The sequence below is a fragment of the Sphingomonas quercus genome, from assembly GCF_018863195.1.
GTDB classification, from domain to species: domain Bacteria; phylum Pseudomonadota; class Alphaproteobacteria; order Sphingomonadales; family Sphingomonadaceae; genus Solisphingomonas; species Solisphingomonas quercus.
Genome location: NZ_JAHKRT010000004.1, coordinates 69,785 through 89,136, shown reverse-complemented (window position 1 = coordinate 89,136; position 19,352 = coordinate 69,785). Strand labels below are relative to the sequence as shown.

Annotated in this window: 15 protein-coding genes; 10 read left to right on the top strand and 5 right to left on the bottom strand. The window is 68.0% G+C overall.

The features are described 5' to 3' along the window. Positions 1 to 35: 35 nt before the first annotated feature. The 3 genes from KOF26_RS08760 to KOF26_RS08750 are packed head-to-tail and all read left to right on the top strand — an operon-like array spanning position 36 to position 4,422. The gene (locus tag KOF26_RS08760) at positions 36 to 1,046 is read left to right on the top strand and encodes a hypothetical protein (protein ID WP_216323330.1); all 1,011 of its coding nucleotides are present in this window, start codon (positions 36 to 38) and stop codon (positions 1,044 to 1,046) included. Continuing rightward, entirely contained in the window at positions 1,043 to 1,981 is a 939-nt protein-coding gene (locus KOF26_RS08755; protein WP_216323328.1) for a hypothetical protein, read from the top strand. Before KOF26_RS08760 ends, KOF26_RS08755 begins: the two co-directional genes overlap by 4 nt. Then, complete coding sequence (locus tag KOF26_RS08750; protein ID WP_216323325.1) at positions 1,981 to 4,422, top strand: hypothetical protein; 2,442 nt, start codon at positions 1,981 to 1,983, stop codon at positions 4,420 to 4,422. The genes KOF26_RS08755 and KOF26_RS08750 overlap by 1 nt, the downstream gene beginning before the upstream one ends. On the opposite strand, the gene KOF26_RS08745 is transcribed toward KOF26_RS08750, so the two are convergent. Next, positions 4,395 to 6,290 (bottom strand): ribonucleoside-diphosphate reductase subunit alpha, encoded by a 1,896-nt coding sequence (locus KOF26_RS08745; RefSeq protein ID WP_216324029.1) that lies wholly within the window; start codon positions 6,288 to 6,290, stop codon positions 4,395 to 4,397. The two genes, KOF26_RS08750 and KOF26_RS08745, sit on opposite strands and share 28 nt — an antisense overlap. A 377-nt stretch (positions 6,291 to 6,667) precedes the next feature. Here KOF26_RS08745 and KOF26_RS08740 point away from each other — a divergent pair, with 377 nt between their 5' ends. From KOF26_RS08740 to KOF26_RS08725, 5 genes are all read left to right on the top strand, one after another. Continuing rightward, positions 6,668 to 7,381 (top strand): hypothetical protein, encoded by a 714-nt coding sequence (locus tag KOF26_RS08740; RefSeq protein ID WP_216324026.1) that lies wholly within the window; start codon positions 6,668 to 6,670, stop codon positions 7,379 to 7,381. After that, positions 7,378 to 8,253 carry a M48 family metallopeptidase gene (locus KOF26_RS08735; RefSeq protein ID WP_253201287.1) on the top strand — a complete coding sequence of 292 codons (876 nt, stop codon included), beginning with the start codon at positions 7,378 to 7,380 and terminating at the stop codon, positions 8,251 to 8,253. The genes KOF26_RS08740 and KOF26_RS08735 overlap by 4 nt, the downstream gene beginning before the upstream one ends. Continuing rightward, positions 8,250 to 8,564, top strand: a complete 315-nt coding sequence (locus KOF26_RS17125; RefSeq protein ID WP_253201286.1) for a tetratricopeptide repeat protein — start codon at positions 8,250 to 8,252, stop codon at positions 8,562 to 8,564. The genes KOF26_RS08735 and KOF26_RS17125 overlap by 4 nt, the downstream gene beginning before the upstream one ends. A 10-nt stretch (positions 8,565 to 8,574) precedes the next feature. After that, positions 8,575 to 9,153: a hypothetical protein gene (locus tag KOF26_RS08730; protein ID WP_253201285.1), complete on the top strand. Its 579-nt coding sequence runs from the start codon at positions 8,575 to 8,577 to the stop codon at positions 9,151 to 9,153. 81 nt (positions 9,154 to 9,234) lie between these two features. Continuing rightward, on the top strand, positions 9,235 to 10,752 hold the full coding sequence (locus KOF26_RS08725) for a fumarate hydratase (protein ID WP_216323319.1): 1,518 nt from the start codon (positions 9,235 to 9,237) through the stop codon (positions 10,750 to 10,752). A gap of 82 nt (positions 10,753 to 10,834) precedes the next feature. On the opposite strand, the gene KOF26_RS08720 is transcribed toward KOF26_RS08725, so the two are convergent. From KOF26_RS08720 to manD, 4 genes are read right to left on the bottom strand one after another with little or no spacing between them, the layout of a single operon-like run. Next, positions 10,835 to 12,283 (bottom strand): mannitol dehydrogenase family protein, encoded by a 1,449-nt coding sequence (locus tag KOF26_RS08720; RefSeq protein WP_216323315.1) that lies wholly within the window; start codon positions 12,281 to 12,283, stop codon positions 10,835 to 10,837. Beyond that, entirely contained in the window at positions 12,280 to 13,695 is a 1,416-nt protein-coding gene (gene uxaC / locus KOF26_RS08715; RefSeq protein WP_216323313.1) for a glucuronate isomerase, read from the bottom strand. The genes KOF26_RS08720 and uxaC overlap by 4 nt, the downstream gene beginning before the upstream one ends. Beyond that, positions 13,692 to 14,972 carry an MFS transporter gene (locus KOF26_RS08710; RefSeq protein WP_216324024.1) on the bottom strand — a complete coding sequence of 427 codons (1,281 nt, stop codon included), beginning with the start codon at positions 14,970 to 14,972 and terminating at the stop codon, positions 13,692 to 13,694. Before KOF26_RS08710 ends, uxaC begins: the two co-directional genes overlap by 4 nt. A 2-nt stretch (positions 14,973 to 14,974) precedes the next feature. After that, the gene (gene manD / locus KOF26_RS08705) at positions 14,975 to 16,186 is read right to left on the bottom strand and encodes a D-mannonate dehydratase ManD (RefSeq protein ID WP_216323310.1); all 1,212 of its coding nucleotides are present in this window, start codon (positions 16,184 to 16,186) and stop codon (positions 14,975 to 14,977) included. A 168-nt stretch (positions 16,187 to 16,354) separates the two neighbouring features. Here manD and KOF26_RS08700 point away from each other — a divergent pair, with 168 nt between their 5' ends. Further along, on the top strand, positions 16,355 to 17,434 hold the full coding sequence (locus tag KOF26_RS08700) for a LacI family DNA-binding transcriptional regulator (protein WP_216323305.1): 1,080 nt from the start codon (positions 16,355 to 16,357) through the stop codon (positions 17,432 to 17,434). 66 nt (positions 17,435 to 17,500) lie between these two features. Continuing rightward, entirely contained in the window at positions 17,501 to 19,279 is a 1,779-nt protein-coding gene (locus KOF26_RS08695; protein WP_216323302.1) for an IlvD/Edd family dehydratase, read from the top strand. The last annotated feature ends 73 nt before the right edge of the window (positions 19,280 to 19,352 follow it).

Below are 19,352 nucleotides of genomic sequence, written 5' to 3'. Positions count from 1 at the left end.
CGGCCTGATTTTCCGTGGACTGCCAGGGGGAAGAAATGGCGACGACCGTCGATAGATTGGCGGATGTTCTATGCACTGCCATTCCCGGCGGGCAAGAAATTCTCGTCAATATCGCCGATGGTCTGGAAGATGGCAGCATCGACGCCGGCCGCCTGCGCCTGTTCGCCGAGGCCTGCCTCGCCCGGCTGGATCGGGTCGATCGCCAGGATGAGGGCTTCGGAGCCATGGCGCGCACCGCCATCGCCTCGGTGGTGTTCACGCCGCCGGCCGGCGAGGACGGGCGGCCGATCGACCTGCAATATGCCGCGCTGATCGAGGCGAGCGACGACCACATCATGACGTTCATGACGCTCGGCAAGCTTCACGACCTGGCCTTCGGTTCGACGAGGCTCGCCGCCGCGCTCAAGGCGGAGCTCGGCCCGTTGTGGCTTGGCACCGACTTCCGCTTCATCCCTGACGAGCAGGGCGAGGCGATCGCCGAGATCATCAATAAGGAAGGCGCGGCGAGCGGCCTGAAGCTTTCCCGCATCGGCGCAAACGCCACGCCGTTCCCGATCTGGATCACGCGCAGCGTCGTCGGCGACACGGTGCTGGGGCAGACCAGCCCCCAGGAACGCGCCACGCGCATGCGGGACTGGCTCGGCCTCGGCCTTGTCGACATCGGCGCGCCGGTCTTCGGCTTCCGCTCCAACCGTCCGCTGCCGCATCTCCACCCCGCCAAGCTCGGCCGGCCGACCGTCTGGGACGGCATCGACCACTGGTGGTTCAAGCATCGTCGCTCGTCGCCGCGGCTCGATGCCTGGGGGCGAACGCTGGACTTCGCGGCGGCCGTCTCGGGATGCAGCGATTGCGATGGCGGTCCCGAGGCGGTGATGCCCGGCCCGGCTTTCGACGAAGGATTCACCTGCTTCTATCTCGGCACCGTGCAGACCTCGCCGATGCCGCCGGGTCCGTCGGTGCTCGGCGCGCTGATCGCCAGCGATCCCCCGCGCGCGATCGAGGCGATCCGCCAGCGCGTTGCCGACGCCCTGTCGGCCGGCGGATGATCGGGCTGGATCAACTCGGCAGCCGCATCGCGGCATGGGGCGACGAGGAGTTGCTGCTGTGGCTGTCCCAGGGCGTGGCGGCGATCCCCGGGCCGGCCGATGCGGAGACGGAGACGCTAGCCTTCCGGCCGCTGATCTTCTCGCGCAGCGAGCCCGCGCTCCAGCAATTGCATTTCGCGCTCGACCGGATCGACCGCGCCGCTTTCGAGCGGGTGCGCATTGCGCTCGCCCGCCTGCTCGGCGCGTGGCGCCCGTCGGACGATCCCGGTTTCACCCGGATGCTGTGGTCGCTGGCCATCTCCCTGAAGCCGGCGGCCGGCGTGATCGAGGCCGCCAACCATCTCGTCAGCCGGATCGACAGCAACGACACGCTGCGCGATCGCTTCGCCGACTGCGTCGAAACCATCGCCGCTGCAGTGCTGGTCTATCCGCGCAGCGACCCGCAGGACCGGTTCATGGCCAGTCTGCGCCGAACCGGGCTGCTGTCGGACGGGATCGCCCTCAACCATGTGCTGCACCTCGTCCGCGACGACGCGCCGCGCTGGCTGGACTGGCTCGGCATGTACGCAGCCGAGCTGGAGCCGCCGAAGGTGCTGCCGAAGAGTTTCGCGCGCCAGCTGGTTCTGGCAGTGGGCGGCGACGTCATATTCCCGGACATCGCTTACATGACCTATGATAATGACCTGTCCTGGGTGCAGACATGGCTGATGCCCCTTCTCAACCCGCAGCATAAATGGAATGGCGTCGAGGTCAGTCTCGGCGGGAAGCTGTGGACGGTGCGAAGCGTCGACAGCGCCGCCCTGTCCCAGGGCGACGCCGACGAGCAATATTTCACCTTCGTCGGCCAGGCCGGGCCCCCGCCGCGCGGCGCGCAGGAACAACAGCTCCGGACGCTCGTCGCCGGCTTCACGAGTGGGCGCGGTCGACGGCAATGATGAGCGACACCGCCGATCCCCTGATCCGCTATCTGCGCGAAGCGGCCGTGCTGCGCCACGCCATCAGGCTCAACGAGAACGACACCGCATTCAGCGCCCGGGGCGGCAGGATCCACTATGTGCTGGATGCCAACGTGATCCGCATGTTCATGGATCCCAGCCAGCACACCCATCATCTCGGCGCATTCGCCCATTGGCTCGATCCGGAGACACGGGTCTCCACCGTCACCATGACGGCGGAATTCCTGCTCTCGGGGGCGCTGCCCGGGCAGCCGAAGGGCGAGCCCGCGCTGATCTCGCCCGATCATTTCAACGAGGTGATCGGCTTCGCGACGCGGCTCGGCCAGCGGCTCGATGCGCTGAGCGACGAGGATTATGATCGCCTCGAACAGGATATGAAGGAACGCGCGAGCGAGCTGGATGCGCTCGCCCAGGCGCTCAGCCAGGCCGATATTCCCGCCCAGGAAAAAATCCACGCGCTGGTCACCACCTTGCCGGAGAAGGTCGCGGAGCTGGTGCGCGGCCCGCTCGCCGAGGCGATCCAGCTGAAGCGCTGCGTCGAGGCGGGGACGATCGCGCGCATCGACTCGCGGTCGTGGTTCAACGCCGACCTGCTCGAATCCAATCCCCGCCTCGAAGCGGGGTGGTTCCGCCGGATCCGGGCGGCGCGCGCCGAACTCGAGAAGCAGCGCGCCGCCGCCGGTCGCGCCGATCCGCATCGCAACGAGTTGACCATCAACCAGCTCAGCGACGCGCGCACGCTGGCGGTGATTTCGCGCATCGTCGATCTCGAAATCGCCGACGACCCGGCCGATCGCTGCCTGCTGGTCACCGCCGACGCCTCGCTGCGGCGCGCGGTGGAGGCCTATGTCGCCGATCAGGACGACGGCGCGCCGAACAGCGCCTATCGCGTCTTCGTCCGCCATCCGCGCGAGTTCGTGCCGCTGCTCAACCTCAGCAACATGAGCGGCGATCGCGCGATGCTGGAGGTGTTCGGGCAACTCAAGGTGGTCCTCGACGAACTGCTCGTCGGCATCGATCTCGGCGAGGAGGGCGAGACGCAGGCGGTTGCCGGCAGCGACGAGATCGCCCGCTCGCTCGCCTTTCGCGGCAGCATCGAGGACGGCAAGGGCGCCGGTCGTCCCGCCCGCCATATCGCCCAGGCCAAGTTCGAGGAGTTCCAGTCGCATTGGTCGCAGGCCTCCGCGCTCGCCTTCAGCATGAACATCGAGCGCATGCAGGCGCGCGACAAGGCGACGTTCGACGCGATCTCGCAGGTGGTCCGCACCGGGGACCTGCGCACCCAGGGCCGTGAGCTCATCATCGGCGGATTGCGCCACCTGCTCAAGGAGCATGCCGAGCTGACCGTGGAAGGCGTGTTCGGCGCGGTGCGTGAGGCGATGGATGTGCGCGCGACGGTGACCGCGCCCGGCCTCATCGAGATGCGCGTCCCGCTCCACCTGTTCGACGACGAGCAGTTCAGCGACATCATCGGCAAGCGGCACCTGCTCGATTATCTGCGCGTGATCGCGAAGGGCAGGCTGGATTTCGATCCGAGCGAGGTCATTGCCCGCCGGGCCGGCGAGGCCCATGTCCAGCTGTTCCTCGCCTGCGTCTGCCTCGCGATCGGGCGGTGGCGGGCGGCGCGGGATTTCGCGAGCCGCGCCTGCGAGGAGTCCGGGGCGGCGGGGCCTCGTGCGGCGGAAGCCTTCGATGCGCGCTATGTCTATGCCATCGCGCTCCGCTTCACGCTCGCCTCGCCCGGCGATCTCCGTCAGGCCGAGGCGCTGCTCCGGTCATGCGCGGACCATCATCTCGCCGCCGGCCAGCGGCGCGAATGGATCCGCGCGACGGTGGAAACTGCCGCGCTGATCGTCGCGGGCGCCTTGCAGACCGAGGCGCTCGGGCTGCAGCCGGTCGGGCGCGACAATCCCGAGCCGCTCCTCGATCCCGCCGCGATCCCCGGCCAGCTCGATCGCGCCGCGGCGCTTCTCAACGAGGCCCAGCGGCTGATCGATGACGAGGCGAATGCCGAGGATGCGGTATGGAACGGCGTGCGGCGGCAGATCGACACCAACCTCGCCGCGATCCTGGTGCTGACGCGGTGGCTGAAACCCGCTCTCGGCTCACCGGGCCTGCTCCGCGCGATCGACATCGAGCGGGTCGCCGCCGGCCTCGACGAGCCACTGACCGCCGGCGAGACGCGCAAATATACCACCGGCATCTACAAGAGGCTGATCCTGACCTTGACCGCCGCGCCCGGGGACAGGCCTGCCGCGCGCCAGCGGGCGCTCGAGGAGCTCGCCATCGTCATGGGTTCGGGGCTGCCGCTCCCGCCCTATGATCAACTGTCCTTCGAGTGGTTTCAGGACCGCCTATCGGCCGATCTGCGGGATGACCAGGACAGGCCGCCTCACTGGCAGGCAAGGCATTCGTCATAGTCCTTGGCCTCGACCTCGATCTGGCGAAGATCGGGCGTGTTGTCGCTCTCCACGCCGCCGGCGAAGGCGGCGCGCTGCACCGACTTCGAGCGTAGATAGTAGAGCGACTTGATGCCCAGCTCCCATGCCCGGAAGTGCAGCATCAGCAGATCCCACTTCTCGACATCCGCCGGGATGAACAGGTTCAGCGAGGCGGACTGGTCGATATAGGGCGTGCGATCGGCGGCCAGTTCGATCAGCCAGCGCTGGTCGATCTCGAAGCTGGTCTTGTAGGTGTCCTTCTCGTCCTGTGTCAGGAAGTCGAGATGCTGGACGGAGCCGCCCTTTTCGAGGATCGTGTTCCACACCGCGTCTGAATTCTTGGACTTCGCGATCAGCAGCTTTTCGAGATAGGGGTTCTTCACCGAGAAGCTGCCGGACAGCGTCTTGTGGGTGTAGATATTGGCCGGGATCGGCTCGATGCAGGCGGACGTGCCGCCGCAGATGATCGAGATCGAGGCCGTCGGCGCGATCGCCATCTTGCACGCGAAACGCTCCATCACGCCCATGTCGGCGGCGTCCGGGCACGGGCCGCGCTCGACGGCCAGCGCCATCGAGGCCTCGTCGACCTGCGCGCGGATATGCTTGAAGATCCTGAGGTTCCACGACTTGGCCATCGCCCCCTCGAAAGGCAGGCCGCGCGCCTGCAGGAAGCTGTGGAAGCCCATCACGCCGAGGCCGACCGAGCGTTCGCGGGCGGCGGAATATTTGGCGCGCTCCATGCCGGGCTCGGCGCGCTCGATATAATCGGTCAGCACATTGTCGAGGAAGCGCATCACATCCTCGATGAAGCGGCGGTCGCCCTGCCACTCGTCCCATGTCTCGAGGTTGAGCGACGACAGGCAGCACACCGCCGTGCGATCGACGCCATATTGGTCGACACCGGTCGGCAGCGTGATCTCCGAGCAGAGATTGGAGGTCGACACCTTGAGCCCCACGTCCCGCTGGAACTTGGGCATGGTGTTGTTCACATGGTCGATGAAGACGATGTAGGGCTCGCCGGTCGCCAGCCTGGTTTCGACCAGCTTCTGGAACAGCGCGCGCGCATCCACCTCGCCGCGCCGGGAGCCGTCCTTGGGGCTGCGCAGCTCGAAGCTGTTGCCGGCGCGCACCGCTTCCATGAACTCGTCGGTGATCAGCACGCCATGGTGCAGGTTGAGCGCCTTGCGGTTGAAATCGCCGGACGGCTTGCGGATCTCGAGGAATTCCTCGATCTCCGGATGCGAGACGTCGAGATAGCAGGCCGCCGAGCCACGGCGCAGCGAGCCTTGCGAGATGGCGAGCGTCAGCGAATCCATCACCCGCACAAATGGGATGATGCCCGAGGTCTTGCCGTTGAGGCCGACCGGCTCGCCGATGCCGCGGACATTGCCCCAATAGGTGCCGATGCCGCCGCCGCGAGAGGCGAGCCAGACATTCTCGTTCCAGGTGTCGACGATGCCGTTCAGGCTGTCCGACACGGAATTGAGGTAGCAGGAGATGGGCAGCCCGCGCCCGGTGCCGCCGTTGGACAGCACCGGCGTCGCCGGCATGAACCACAGGCGTGAGATATAGTCGTAGATGCGCTGGGCGTGGGCGGCATCGTCGGCATAGGCCGAGGCGACGCGCACGAACAGATCCTGATAGCTCTCGCCCGGGAGGAGATAGCGGTCCTTCAGCGTCTCCTTGCCGAAATCGGTGAGCAGGGCGTCGCGGCCGTGGTCGACCTCGACCGGGTAGGGCGGGCGGGCGCCGAATTTCGGCGTCGCGGCGGCGGTCGCTTCCTGCGTGGAAAGATCGAGGGTGGTGCTGTCGGCCATGCTCGCTTCGCTGCTGCCTGAAAGATCCATCATCCCGCTCCCGTTCCTATTCCGTTCGACTCGAGTGCGAGGCCTGGCGAGCCTAGCATCCGCCACAGCGATTGCGACCCGCGCGCGCGCCTCCGCGCCGCGAAGCAGCGTCGGCAAGGGCGGCAACCCCATATGGAGCGCCGGCGGCGAAACTCAATCTTGTGCCGGCCCCCGATCGCCGACACCACAGATTGTGCCGAAAGGGAGTCGCGCTGCCAAGCGCTAAATTCTGTGGATAACGCCCGCTCCGCCCATCTGGCCACTTGAACAGCCCGGTTTCCATGGGGTTCGTCGAGGGGCCGGCACCGCAGGGCCCCCGAAAAAAAGACTTCAAAATTGTCATAACGTTGCCGTAATGACTATTCGCCATGACATTCATGCCCCGCCATGTGGCGTATCTCGCCGCGATGTTCCTGCTTTGCGCACCCGTCGCGGCGCAGGAGAAGACCGGCAGCAAGCCCGGCTTCACCCTCCAGCCGGGCACGGTGCGGATCGTGCTGATGCGGCCCAGCATCCGCGTCGGCGCGCAATCGACCGGCGGCATGAACGAGCCGAATGCGGACTGGACGGACCAGGCCCGCCGGCATCTCACGCAGGCGCTCCACGATGCCCAGTCGCAGCTCGGCAATGTCGTGGTCGACTATGAGGAGGGGGCGAGCGGCGACGGCCCGCTGCTCACCCAATATACCCAGCTGTTCGGCGCGGTCGCGGATTCGGTGATCGAATATCAGTTCTTCCCCGGCAACCGCCTGCCCACCAAAAAGCGCGACAAGGGCTTCGAATGGGGTGTCGGCGCCGATATCGGCAAGCTCCGCTCGCTGAGCGGGGCGAACTATGCCTTGTTCATCAACACTCATGACGAATATGGCTCGACGGGGCGCAAGATGCTCCAGATCGTCGCGGCGATGGGCGGCGTCGGCATCACTTCCGGCGTGCATGTCGGCCATGCCGGACTGATCGACCTCACGACCGGCGAGCTGGTGTGGCTGAACGCGGACCGGCAGATGGGCGGCGATGTCCGCACCGCAGAGGGCGCCGCCAAGCGTGTCGCGCAGTTGCTCGGAGGCTTTCCCGGAAAGGCCGCGCCATGACGCTGGCGCGGCTCGCCGTCCTGGCGCTGCTGGCGCTGGCCCCGCGGCCTGCGCCGGCCCAGCCTTCCGACGCGCTGCCCGCCTACACGCCCGGCTATGAGCCGACCGGCGTCGACGAACGCGGCCTGTGGATGGAATCGGACGAGCGTGAGCGGATGCTGCGCGACAGCCCACGGCGCATCCGCGACGGCAACCTCGAAACCTACGTCCGCGACGTGCTGTGCCGCGAGGTCGGGCGCGCGCGCTGCGAGGGCGTGCGCGTCTACGTCATGGATATTCCCCTCTTCAATGCGATGATGCGGCCCAATGGCTGCATGGAAGTGTGGTCCGGCCTGTTGCTGCGCGCCCGCAGCGAGGCGGAGCTGGCGGCTGTGCTCGGCCATGAATTCGGCCATTTCGAGCTGCGTCACAGCCTCAAGGACTTCAAGATGCGGCGCGGGACCACCGACGCGATGGCCTGGATCGGTGCGCTCGGCGCGGTGGGCGCGGCTTATGGCTATGGTGCCGGCACCAGCGACGCCCAGCTGCTGCTGTCGGGCTCGATCTTCCGCTACGGCCGCGCGCAGGAGACCGAGGCCGACATGATCGGTTTCAAAATATGGCGGCGTCCGGCTATCCGACCGCCGCCGCGTCCGCTGTCTGGCAACAGCTCATGGCCGAGCAGGACGCAACCGCCATCGGCCGCGGCCAGAAGGTCCGCCATGTCTACAGGTCGGGCTTCTTCGACAGCCATCCGACCGAGCTGTCGCGCGCCACCTACCTCGCTGCCGCCGCCGGGAAGACGCCGGGCGGCACGGACGCGCGGGCGGCCGAATATCGCGCCGCACTCGCCCCTTATCTGCCGCGCCTGCTCGCCGCCCAGATCAGGATGAATGATTTCGGCGGCTCGGATTTCATCCTCGGCGCGCTCGCCGACGAACGTGGCTGGACGGGCGAGCTGCTGTTCGCGCGCGGCGAGCTCTATCGGGCGCGGGGCAATCCCCGTGATCTGCAGATGGCGAGCATCTGGTATCGCGACGCAAAGGCCGCCGGCTATGCCGCGCCGGAGCTGGACCGCGGCCTCGGCCTCGCGTTGCTCCGCAACGGCCGGACCGAGGATGCCCGCGAGGCGCTCGCCGCCTATCTCGCCGCCCGGCCGGATGCTTCCGACGCGCGGATGATCCAGGCCTTGCTCGCCAACTGAAGGCATGAAGATGAAGCTCCTCCCGCTCCTGATCGCGCTCGCCGCCGCCACGCCCGCGGTCGCCAATTCGCTCGTTTCGCCCGGTGTGCGGCCCGGCATCGCCAGGTCGAAGCTCGCGGCAACGCCGGTCGGCGAGTGGAACCGGCTGAGCCGCGTCGGTGGCAACAATGTCGAGGTGTGGACGATCGACGGCGACCTGCTCAACAAGATCAGCTTCTACGGCGGCATCGGTCGCGGCAGGACCTTGCTCCGCCAGGTGGACAGGAAGCGCCAGCCCCTGCCGCAAGTGTCGGCGACGATGCTGCTGACGGACATTCCGGCGTTGCTCGAGACGACCTATCGGGCACAGGGCGCGGTCGTTCAGATGAGTATCGACACGCAGCAGCCCGCGACCCTCGGCACCCGCAAGGCGATCCGCTTCACCTACAGCTTCACGCGGTCGACCGACGAGGTACAGCGCAAGGGCGAGGCGATCGGCACGATGGTGGATGGCGCGCTCTACCTCGTCACCTACGAAGCGCCGTCGCTCTATTTCTTCGACCGCGACATCGCGAAATATCGCGCGCTTCTGAACTCGCTCGCGCTGTGACGGCTGGCCATTTTCCTGCTTTGCGATCCCCGGACGCTCGGCGTAATGCCCCCCCGCGGTGCCTAGCGGAAACGGAATAGCATGACGACCATCAAGCCGGACGACCTGATCGAGAGCGTGGCCGACGCGCTCCAGTACATCTCTTACTATCACCCGATGGATTATATCCGCGCGCTGGGTGCCGCCTATGAGGCGGAGCAGGGCCCGGCGGCGAAGGACGCGATCGCGCAGATCCTCACCAACAGCCGCATGTGCGCCGAGGGCCATCGCCCGATCTGCCAGGATACCGGCATCGTCACCGTGTTCGTGAAATGGGGCCAGGAGTGCCGGCTGGACGGCGACCGCTCCTTGCAGGAGGTCGTCGATGAGGGGGTGCGCCGCGCCTATAATCATCCGGAGAACCGTCTGCGCGCCTCGATCGTCGCCGATCCGGCCTTTTCCCGCAAGAACACGAAGGACAACACGCCGTCGGTCCTCAATGTCGAGATGGTGCCCGGCCACCATGTCGAGGTGATCGTCGCGGCCAAGGGCGGCGGCTCGGAGAACAAGAGCAAGTTCGCGATGCTCAACCCCTCCGACAGCATCGTCGACTGGGTGCTGGAGATGATCCCCAAGATGGGCGCCGGCTGGTGCCCGCCGGGCATGCTGGGCATCGGCATCGGCGGCACCGCCGAAAAGGCGATGACGCTCGCCAAGGAATCGCTGATGGGCGATATCGACATGGCCCAGCTCAAGGCGCGCGGGCCCGAGAATGACGTCGAGCGGCTGCGCATCGAGATTTTCGACAAGGTCAACGCGCTCGGCATCGGCGCGCAGGGGCTGGGCGGCCTCGCCACCATCCTCGACGTCAAGATCGAGACGTGGCCGACGCATGCCGCCTCCAAGCCGGTGGCGATGATTCCAAACTGCGCCGCCACCCGCCACGCGCACTTCACGCTGGATGGCTCGGGCCCGGCCTATCTGGAGCCGCCGAGCCTCGATGAATGGCCGAAGGTGGAGTGGACGCCGAGCAAGGAGGCGATCCGCGTCGACCTCGACAGCCTGACGCCTGAGATCGTCGCGAGCTGGCAGCCGGGCGACCGCCTGCTCCTCAACGGCAAGATGCTCACCGGCCGCGATGCCGCGCACAAGCGCATCCAGGACATGCTGGCGAGGGGCGAGCCGCTCCCGGTCGAATTCAAGGGCCGGGTGATCTATTATGTCGGCCCGGTCGATCCGGTGCGTGACGAGGTGGTCGGCCCGGCCGGCCCTACCACGGCGACGCGCATGGACAAGTTCACCGACATGATGCTGGAGCAGGGCCTGCTGGCGATGGTCGGCAAGGCCGAGCGCGGTCCCGTGGCGATCGACAGCATCCGTCGCCACAAATCTGCCTATCTGATGGCGGTGGGCGGCGCCGCATATCTGGTTTCGCGCGCGATCAAGGCGTCACGGGTGGTCGGCTTCGCGGACCTCGGCATGGAGGCGATCTACGAGTTCGAGGTGAAGGACATGCCGGTCACCGTCGCCGTCGACGCCGAAGGCACCAGCGTCCACCATACCGGTCCGCTGGTGTGGCGCGAGAAGATCGCGAAGGAGCGGCTGCTGGAGAACGCCTGACCCGTTCAGCCCGTCATGCTGAACGCGATTCAGCATCCATGCGTCCACAGGCACCTGCGCCCGCGGATGGATGGGCCCCGAATCAAGTCCGGGGTGACGACGGGCTCTGAATGACCGTGAAGCGCTCCAGCGCCGCCATCGCGCCCCGCTCCGCCAGCGTGGTGAGGTGGCGCACCAGCGCCTCCCGGAACACCGCGTCGGCGGCCAGCGCATGCGGGAAGATTGCGTCCACCGACAGAAGCGCCGCCACCTGACCGGCCGGATCGCCGACCCCGGCGAGCCGCGCCGCCAGCATCGCCGCCAGCGGATCGTCCACGGTGAACGCCTCGCCGCGCTCGTCGCGCCCGCCTTGCCAGCGCATCCACGCCGCCACCGCCAGCGCGAGCGCCTCGATCGACTGGTCGCGTGCCCGCCGGGCCGCAATCGGGGCGAGCAGCCGCTGCGGCAGTTTCTGCGAGCCGTCCATGGCGATCTGGCGGGTGCGGTGCTGGAGCGCCGGGTTGGCGAAGCGCGCCATCAGCGCGGCGCAATAGGCGGCCACGTCCAGCCCCGGCGGCGGGACGAGGGTCGCCGCCGCCTCGTCCCACAGGGCCTCGACGAAACGCCGCCCTTCCTCCCGCGCCACGAAACCGTCGACGAACTCAATACCGGCCAGCCCACCGAGATAGGCGATGCCGCTATGTGCGCCGTTGAGCAGGCGCAGCTTGGCCTCCTCCCACGGCGCCACGGATCGCGTGAGCTGCACGCCGAGCGCGGCAAAATCCGGGCGGGGGCCGCAGAAGCGATCCTCGATCACCCATTGCAGATAGGGCTCGGCCTTGACCATGGCGCGATCCTCGACGCCGAGGCGGGCGGCGAGCGCGGTGATGTCCGCCTCGGTCGTCGCGGGCACGATGCGGTCGACCATCGTCTCGGGGAAGGCGCCCTCGGCGGCGATCCACTCCGCCAGCGCCGGGTCATGGGCGCGCGCCAGCGCCTCCACGGCCGCGGCCAGCCGCCGGCCGTTATGCGGCAGATTGTCGCAGGAAATCGCGGTGAACGGCGCCAGCCCGGCCACGCGGCGGGCCTTCAGTCCGGCGACGAGGAAGCCCGGCGCGGTGCGCGGCGCGGCGATATCGTCCTCCGGCTCGAGGCGATAGCCCTTCTCGGTGACGGTAAGGGTAACGATGTGGGTGTCCGGCGCCGCCAGCGCCGCGACGAGCGCGCGCGGGCCCTCCGGCGCCACCAGCACGCGCTGCACGGCGCCGACGACGCGCAGCCGCTCGTCCCCGCCGTCGCGCTCGACGATCATATAAAGGCCGTCCTGCGGGCCGAGCTGATCGCGCACGCCCGCCGAGCGCAGCGAGGCGCCGGTGATGCCCCAGCGCAGGTCGCCGGCGGCGAGCGCGCGCTCGAACACCAGTGCCTGATGGGCACGATGGAAGGCGCCGATGCCGAGATGGACGACGCCCGCCCGCACCTGGCCGCGCTCATAGCCGGGGCGAACCACGTCGGCGGGCAGCGCCGCGAGCGCGGCCTCCGACAGTCTCACAGCTTGTAGGCCTTCTTCGCCAGATCATAGGCGAGGGCATGCGCCAGCTCATGCGCCTCGTCCTCCTCCAGCCGGTGTTCGGCGACGAGGCGGGCGAGGAAGGCGCAGTCCATCCGCCGCGCGACGTCGTGTCGCGCCGGGATGGAGAGGAAGGCGCGGGTATCGTCGTTGAAGCCGACACTGTTGTAGAAGCCGGCCGTCTCGGTCGCCCGCTCGCGGAAGCGGCGCATGCCTTCCGGACTGTCGTGAAACCACCAGGGCGGCCCGAGGCGCAGCGCCGGATAATGGCCGGCGAGCGGCGCCAGCTCGCGGGAATAGACGTCCTCGTCGAGCGTGAACAGGATCAGCGTCAGGCGCGGATCATTGCCGAAGCGATCGAGCAACGGCTTCAGCGCGCGCACGAACTCGCCGGCCACCGGCAGGTCGGCGCCCTTGTCCCGCCCGAAGCGGGCGAGCACCGCCGGATTGTGGCTGCGGTACACCCCCGGATGGAGCTGCATCACCATGCCGTCCTCGATGGACATGCGTGCCATCTCGGTCAGCATGTGGCCGCGGAACAGCTCCGCCTCGGCAGGCCCGACCGGGCCGGCCAGCACGCGCGCGTAGAGCGCCTCGATGTCCGCTCGTGACAGGTCGGCGGTGAAGGCGGAGGGGTGGCCGTGATCCGTCGAGGTGGCGCCCGCCGCGCGGAAATGGGCACGCCGGTTCTCATGCGCGCGCAGATAGCCGGCGAACGTCGCGATATCCTCGCCCGCAATCGCGCCGAAGCGGCGGAGATTGTCGGCGAAGCCCGGTGCCTCCGGGTCCATCACCGGATCGGGGCGATAGGCGGTGACGACCTTGCCCCGCCAGCCGCTCTCGCGGATGACGCGGTGATGGTCCAGCGGATCGAGCGGGCTCTCGGTGGTGGCGATGACCTCGATGCCGAACCGCTCGTAAAGGGCGCGCGGGCGGAAGGCCTCGGTCGCCAGGGCGGCGGCGATGCGATCGTAATAGAGATCGGCGGTAGCCGGCTCGAGCGTCACCTCGATGCCGAACGCCTCGGCGAACACCCAGTCCAGCCACAGCCGCGACGGGGTGCCGCGGAACAGGTGATAATGATCCGCGAACAGGCGCCAGATGGCGCGGGGATCGGCCTCGGTCGGGCTGCCGTCCTCTGTCGGCACGCCGAGCGCATCGAGCGGCACCCCCTGCGAGTAAAGCATGCGGAACACATAATGGTCCGGCACGATCAGCAGCGCGGCGGGATCGGCGAAGGGCTGGTCATAGGCGAACCAGGCCGGATCGGTATGGCCGTGCGGGCTGACGATCGGCAGATCCCTGACGCCGGCGTGGAGCGCGCGCGCGATGTCCCGGGTGCGGGATTCGGCCGGGAACAATCGGTCGGGATGGAGGACGAGGGGGCGGGTCATGCGATCTGCTCCGCGCGCACCGGCGTGTAGCGCGGCACGAGGATGTGGATGACGAGAAGGGCGAGCAGATAGGCGCAGGCAGCGACCGCGAAGATCGGGCCATAGCTGCCCAGCGTCGCGAGGATCACGCCCGCGAACTTGGCCATCAGCATGCCGCCCAGCGCGCCGGACAGGCCGCCGAGGCCGACCACCGATCCCGACCGGCCGCGCGGGAACAGGTCGCCCGGAATGGCATAGACATTCGCGGAAAAGCCCTGATGGCAGGCGCAGGCGAACCCGATCAGCAGCACCGCCCACCACATGTTCGGCACCTGCGTCGCCACGGCGATGGGCAGCGCGAACAGGGCGCAGACGAACAGCGCCGTCTTGCGCGCCCGGTTGGCGCTCCAGCCGCGGCCGAGCAGGCGTGACGACAGCCAGCCCCCGCCGATCGAGCCGACATCGGCCATCAGATAGACGGCGACCAGCGGCGGTCCGAAATCGAGCATCTTCACGCCATATTGGCGGTTGAAGAAGTCCGGCAGCCAGAACAGAAACGTCCACCACACCGGATCGATCAGGAACCGGCCGAGCACATAGGCCCAGGTCTGGCGCAGGCCGAGCAGGGTGCGCCACGGGATCGGGCGCTGCGTTTCGGTCGGCTCGCTCTCGATCCAGGCGAGTTCTTCGGCGGTAAGGCGCGGATGCTCGCGCGGGCGGCGGTAGAAGGCAAGCCACGCCGCCAGCCAGATGACGGTCAGCAGGCCGGTGGCGACGAACGCCATGCGCCAGCCGAAACTGACCGCGATGATCGGCACGATCAGCGGCGTGATGATCGCGCCGACGTTGGAGCCGGCATTGAAGATGCCGATGGCGAAGGCGCGCTCGCGTCGGGGAAACCATTCGGAGGTCGCGGCCAGCGCCGACGGGAAGGCGCCGGCCTCGCCGATCGCCAGCGGCACGCGCGCGATCAACATGCCGCTGGTGGTGGTGAAGGCGGCATGGGCGATATGGCCGATCGTCCATAAGGTGACGGCGATGGCATAGCCGATGCGCGCGCCGACCCGGTCGACCAGTCGCCCGAAGGCGACATAGGCGAGGCCGTAGGCGCCCTGGAACCAGATGGCGAGATCGGCATAGCCGGTCTCGCTCCAGCCATAACGGCTCTGCAATTCCGGCTTGAGCGTCGCCAGCACCAGCCGGTCGACATAGCTCAGCACCACCGCCGCGAAGAGCAGCGCGCAGACGATCCAGCGGACCCTGCCCGCCGGCTTGGGGGGGAGGGCCGCCGCGTCCATGGTCACCAGCTGAACATCGTGCCGTCCTCGAGACGATTCACCGGGAGATAGGCGCGCCTGTACGGATATTTCGCTGCCAGCACCTCGTCGATGTCGACGCCGAGGCCGGGCTTGTCGCCCGGGTGCATCAGGCCGTTGTCGAAGCTGTATGCGTGCGGGAAGACGGCGTCCGTCTCCTCGGCGTGGCGCATATATTCCTGCACGCCGAAATTAGGCACCGACAGGTCGAAGTGGAGCGCGGCGGCCATGCACACCGGCGACAGATCGGTGGCGCCATGGCATCCGGTGCGCACCTGATAGAGATCGGCCAGGGCGGCGATGCGGCGCAGATGGGTGATGCCGCCGGCATGGACCACGGTCGCGCGGATATAGTCGATCAGCTGGTTCTGGATCAGCTCGCGCGCGTCCCAGATGGTGTTGAAGATTTCGCCGACCGCGAGCGGCGTGGTGGTATGCTGGCGGATCAGGCGAAACGCCTCCTGATTCTCGGCCGGGGTCGTGTCCTCCAGCCAGAACAGGCGATAGGGCTCGAGGTCCTTGCCCAGCCGCGCCGCCTCGATCGGGGTCAGCCGGTGGTGCGCGTCGTGCAGCAGGTGCACGTCCCAGCCCAGCGCGTCGCGCGCCTTCTCGAACAGGGGCGGCACGGAGCGCAGATATTTCTCCGTCGACCACACATTCTCGGTCGGCATGTCGGCGTCGGCCGGCTCGTAGAAATAGCGATCCTTGGAGACGCCATAGGTCGAGGCGAGGCCGGGCACGCCGGATTGCAGGCGGATCGCCCGGTAGCCCAGCTCCTTGTAGTGAAGCGCGTTGGCCACCGTCTCCTCGATGGTGGTGCCGTTGGCATGGCCATAGACCATCACCCCTTCGCGGGAGGCGCCGCCGAGCAGCTGATAGACCGGCAGGCCGGCAAGCTTGCCCTTGATGTCCCACAAGGCGGTGTCCACCGCGGCGATCGCCGACATCGTCACCGGGCCACGCCGCCAATAGGCGCCCTTGTAGAGGAATTGCCAGATATCCTCGATGCGGTGCGCATCGCGGCCGATCAGGCAGGGGATGACGTGATCGGTGAGGTAGCTGGCCACCGCCAGCTCGCGCCCGTTCAGCGTCGCGTCGCCGAGACCGTAGACGCCGTCTTCGGTCTCCACCTTCAGCGTCACGAAATTGCGGCCAGGCGACGTCACGATGACGCGCGCTCCGGTAATCTTCGGCATCAGGGGAAACCTCCTCGGGTCGTCTCAACGCAGGCGATCGGCTTTATGCGACCGCTAACATGGTTTAGCTGTACCGCCACTTTCCCCGTTCCGGCAACGCCGATATGCCGCGGCTGGCAAGATCGGCCGCAGATGCGCTAAGGCGCCGGGCGAAAGACCGAGGGGCGCATGGATCAGAAGACCGCACGAAGGCAGAAGAGCGCGCCGACGATCAGCGACGTCGCCGCCCGCGCCGGCGTGTCGCCGATGACCGTGTCCCGCGTCATCAACGGCGAAGCCAATGTCCGCCCGGCGACCCGCGAGGCGGTGAACATCGCCATCGCCGCGCTCAACTATGCGCCCAACGCCGCGGCGCGCAGTCTGGCGGGCGCCGAGCAGATCCGCATCGGCCTGCTCTACAGCAACCCCAGCGCCGCCTATCTGAGCGAATTCCTCGTCGGCGGGCTGGAGCAGGCGAGCCGCAGCAATATCCAGATCGTCGTCGAACAGGTGCCGGTGGATGGCGATGCCGAGGCCGCGGTGCGCCACATCATTCGGGGTGGAGTTGACGGGGTCATCCTGCCGCCGCCGCTGTGCGATTCCGACACGGTGATCGCGATCCTTGCCGAGGCCGGGTTGCCGGCGGTGGCCGTCGCCACCGGTCGCGCGCCGAGCGACGTGCTTGCCGTCAGCATCGACGATTATGAGGCGGCCAAGGCGATGACCCGCCATATCGCCGCCCTCGGCCATCGCCGTATCGGCTTCATCATCGGCAACCCCAACCAGACGGCGAGCGAGCGCCGCCTGCAGGGTTTCCGCGACGCCATGGCCGAAGCCGGGCTGGAGGCGCCCGACGCGCTGATCGGGCAGGGGCTGTTCACATATCGCTCCGGCCTCGATGCCGCCGAGCACCTGCTCGACGCCGCCGAACCGCCGTCGGCGATCTTCGCCAGCAATGACGACATGGCGGCCGCCACCGTCGCCGTCGCCCATCGCCGTGGTCTGGACGTTCCCGGCGACCTAACTGTATGCGGTTTCGACGACACGGCTTTGGCCACGACGATCTGGCCGGAACTGACCACCATTCACCAGCCGATCACCGATATGTCGCGCACCGCGGTCGAACTTCTCGTCCGCCAGATTCGCGGCCGGCGTGCCGGACGGCCCGAGATTTCCTCGCATTTGTTGCTGGACTTCACGCTCGTCCGGCGGCAATCGGATGCGGCTCCCCGGCGGAGGCCACGCGCGACGCTCACCGATCGCGCCTGACGAACGCCCGGCGGGGCGGGCGTCCCCGGGCTTTTCCGGCCGGCGACGACAGGGAGATCGTATACAGTGACTCGGACACCTGCCCGGCCCTTCCGTTCACGAGATTGGTTCGCGGACCCCGCCCGGTCCGACATGACGGCGCTCTATCTGGAGCGTTTCATGAACTACGGCCTGACGCCGGAGGAGCTGCGATCCGGCCGGCCGATCATCGGCATCGCCCAGACCGGCAATGATCTGAGCCCGTGCAACCGCATCCATGTCGACCTGGCCCGGCGCACGCGGGAGGGCATTCGCGATGCCGGCGGCATCCCGATGGAATTCCCGACCGTGCCGATCTTCGAGAATTGCCGGCGGCCTACCGCCGCGCTCGATCGCAACCTGTCCTACATGGCGCTGGTCGAGACGCTGTACGGCTATCCGATCGACGCGGTGGTGCTGACCACCGGCTGCGACAAGACGACGCCGGCCGGCATCATGGCGGCCTCCACCGTCGACATTCCGGCGATCGTGCTGTCCGGCGGCCCGATGCTGGACGGCTGGCACGAGGGGGAGCTGGTCGGTTCCGGCACGGTGATCTGGCGTTCGCGCCGCAAGCTCGCCGCCGGCGAGATCACCGAGGACGAGTTCCTCGACCGCGCCTGCGACAGCGCGCCGTCCGCCGGCCATTGCAACACGATGGGCACGGCCTCGACGATGAACGCCGTCGCCGAGGCGCTGGGGCTGTCGCTCACCGGCTGCGCCGCGATCCCGGCGCCCTATCGCGAGCGCGGGCAGATGGCCTATGAAACCGGCCGCCGCATCGTCGAGATGGCCTATGAGGATCTCCGGCCGTCGAAGATCCTGACGCGGGAAAGCTTCCTCAACGCCATCCGCCTGATCAGCGTCGTCGGCGGCTCCTCCAATGCCCAGCCGCACCTCATGGCGATGGCGCAGCATGCCGGCGTCGCGCTCTCCCCGTCCGACTGGACGGAGCATGGCTATGATCTGCCGCTGATCCTCAACATGCAGCCGGCCGGCAAATATCTCGGCGAGCGTTTCCATCGTGCGGGCGGCGTGCCGGCGGTGCTGTGGGAACTGGCGCAGGGTGGCAAGCTGGATATCGACTGCATGACCGTCACCGGTCGCACGATCGGCGACAATATCGCGGGCCGCGAGACGAAGGATCGGGAGATGATCCGCCCCTTCGCCGACCCGATGCAGGAGCAGGCCGGGTTCCTGGCGCTGACCGGCAATCTGTTCGATTTCGCGATCATGAAGACCAGCGTGATCTCGGCGGAATTCCGGCAGCGCTATCTCAGCCGGCCGGGCGAGGAAGGCGTGTTCGAAGCGCGCGCCGTCGTCTTCGACGGTTCGGGCGACTATCATCACCGCATCAACGATCCGGCGCTCAACATCGACGAAGATTGCATCCTCGTCATGCGCGGCGCCGGCCCGATCGGCTGGCCTGGCTCGGCCGAAGTCGTCAACATGCAGCCGCCGGACGCGCTGATCCGGCGCGGCGTGCAGTGGCTGCCGACGCTCGGCGACGGGCGCCAGTCCGGCACGTCGGACAGCCCGTCGATCCTCAACGCCTCGCCGGAAAGCGCGGCGGGCGGCGGCCTGTCCTGGATCCGCGATGGCGACACCGTCCGCATCGACCTCAACGCCGGCACCTGCAACGCGCTGGTCAGCGACGAGGAAATTGCGCGGCGCAAGGCGGAGGGTCCGCCGCCGATCATCCCCAGCCACACGCCATGGGAAGAGCTGTATCGCGAAAAGGTGGGCCAGCTCGCCGAGGGCGCCGTACTGGAGATGGCGGTGAAGTATCGCCGCGTGTCGGAGGTGACGCCGCGGCATAATCACTGAGAGGCGGGAGGGCGGCCGCTCTCCCCCCGATCCTGTGCCGTCATTCTGAAGCACGTTCGGGCCGGCTCCGAAA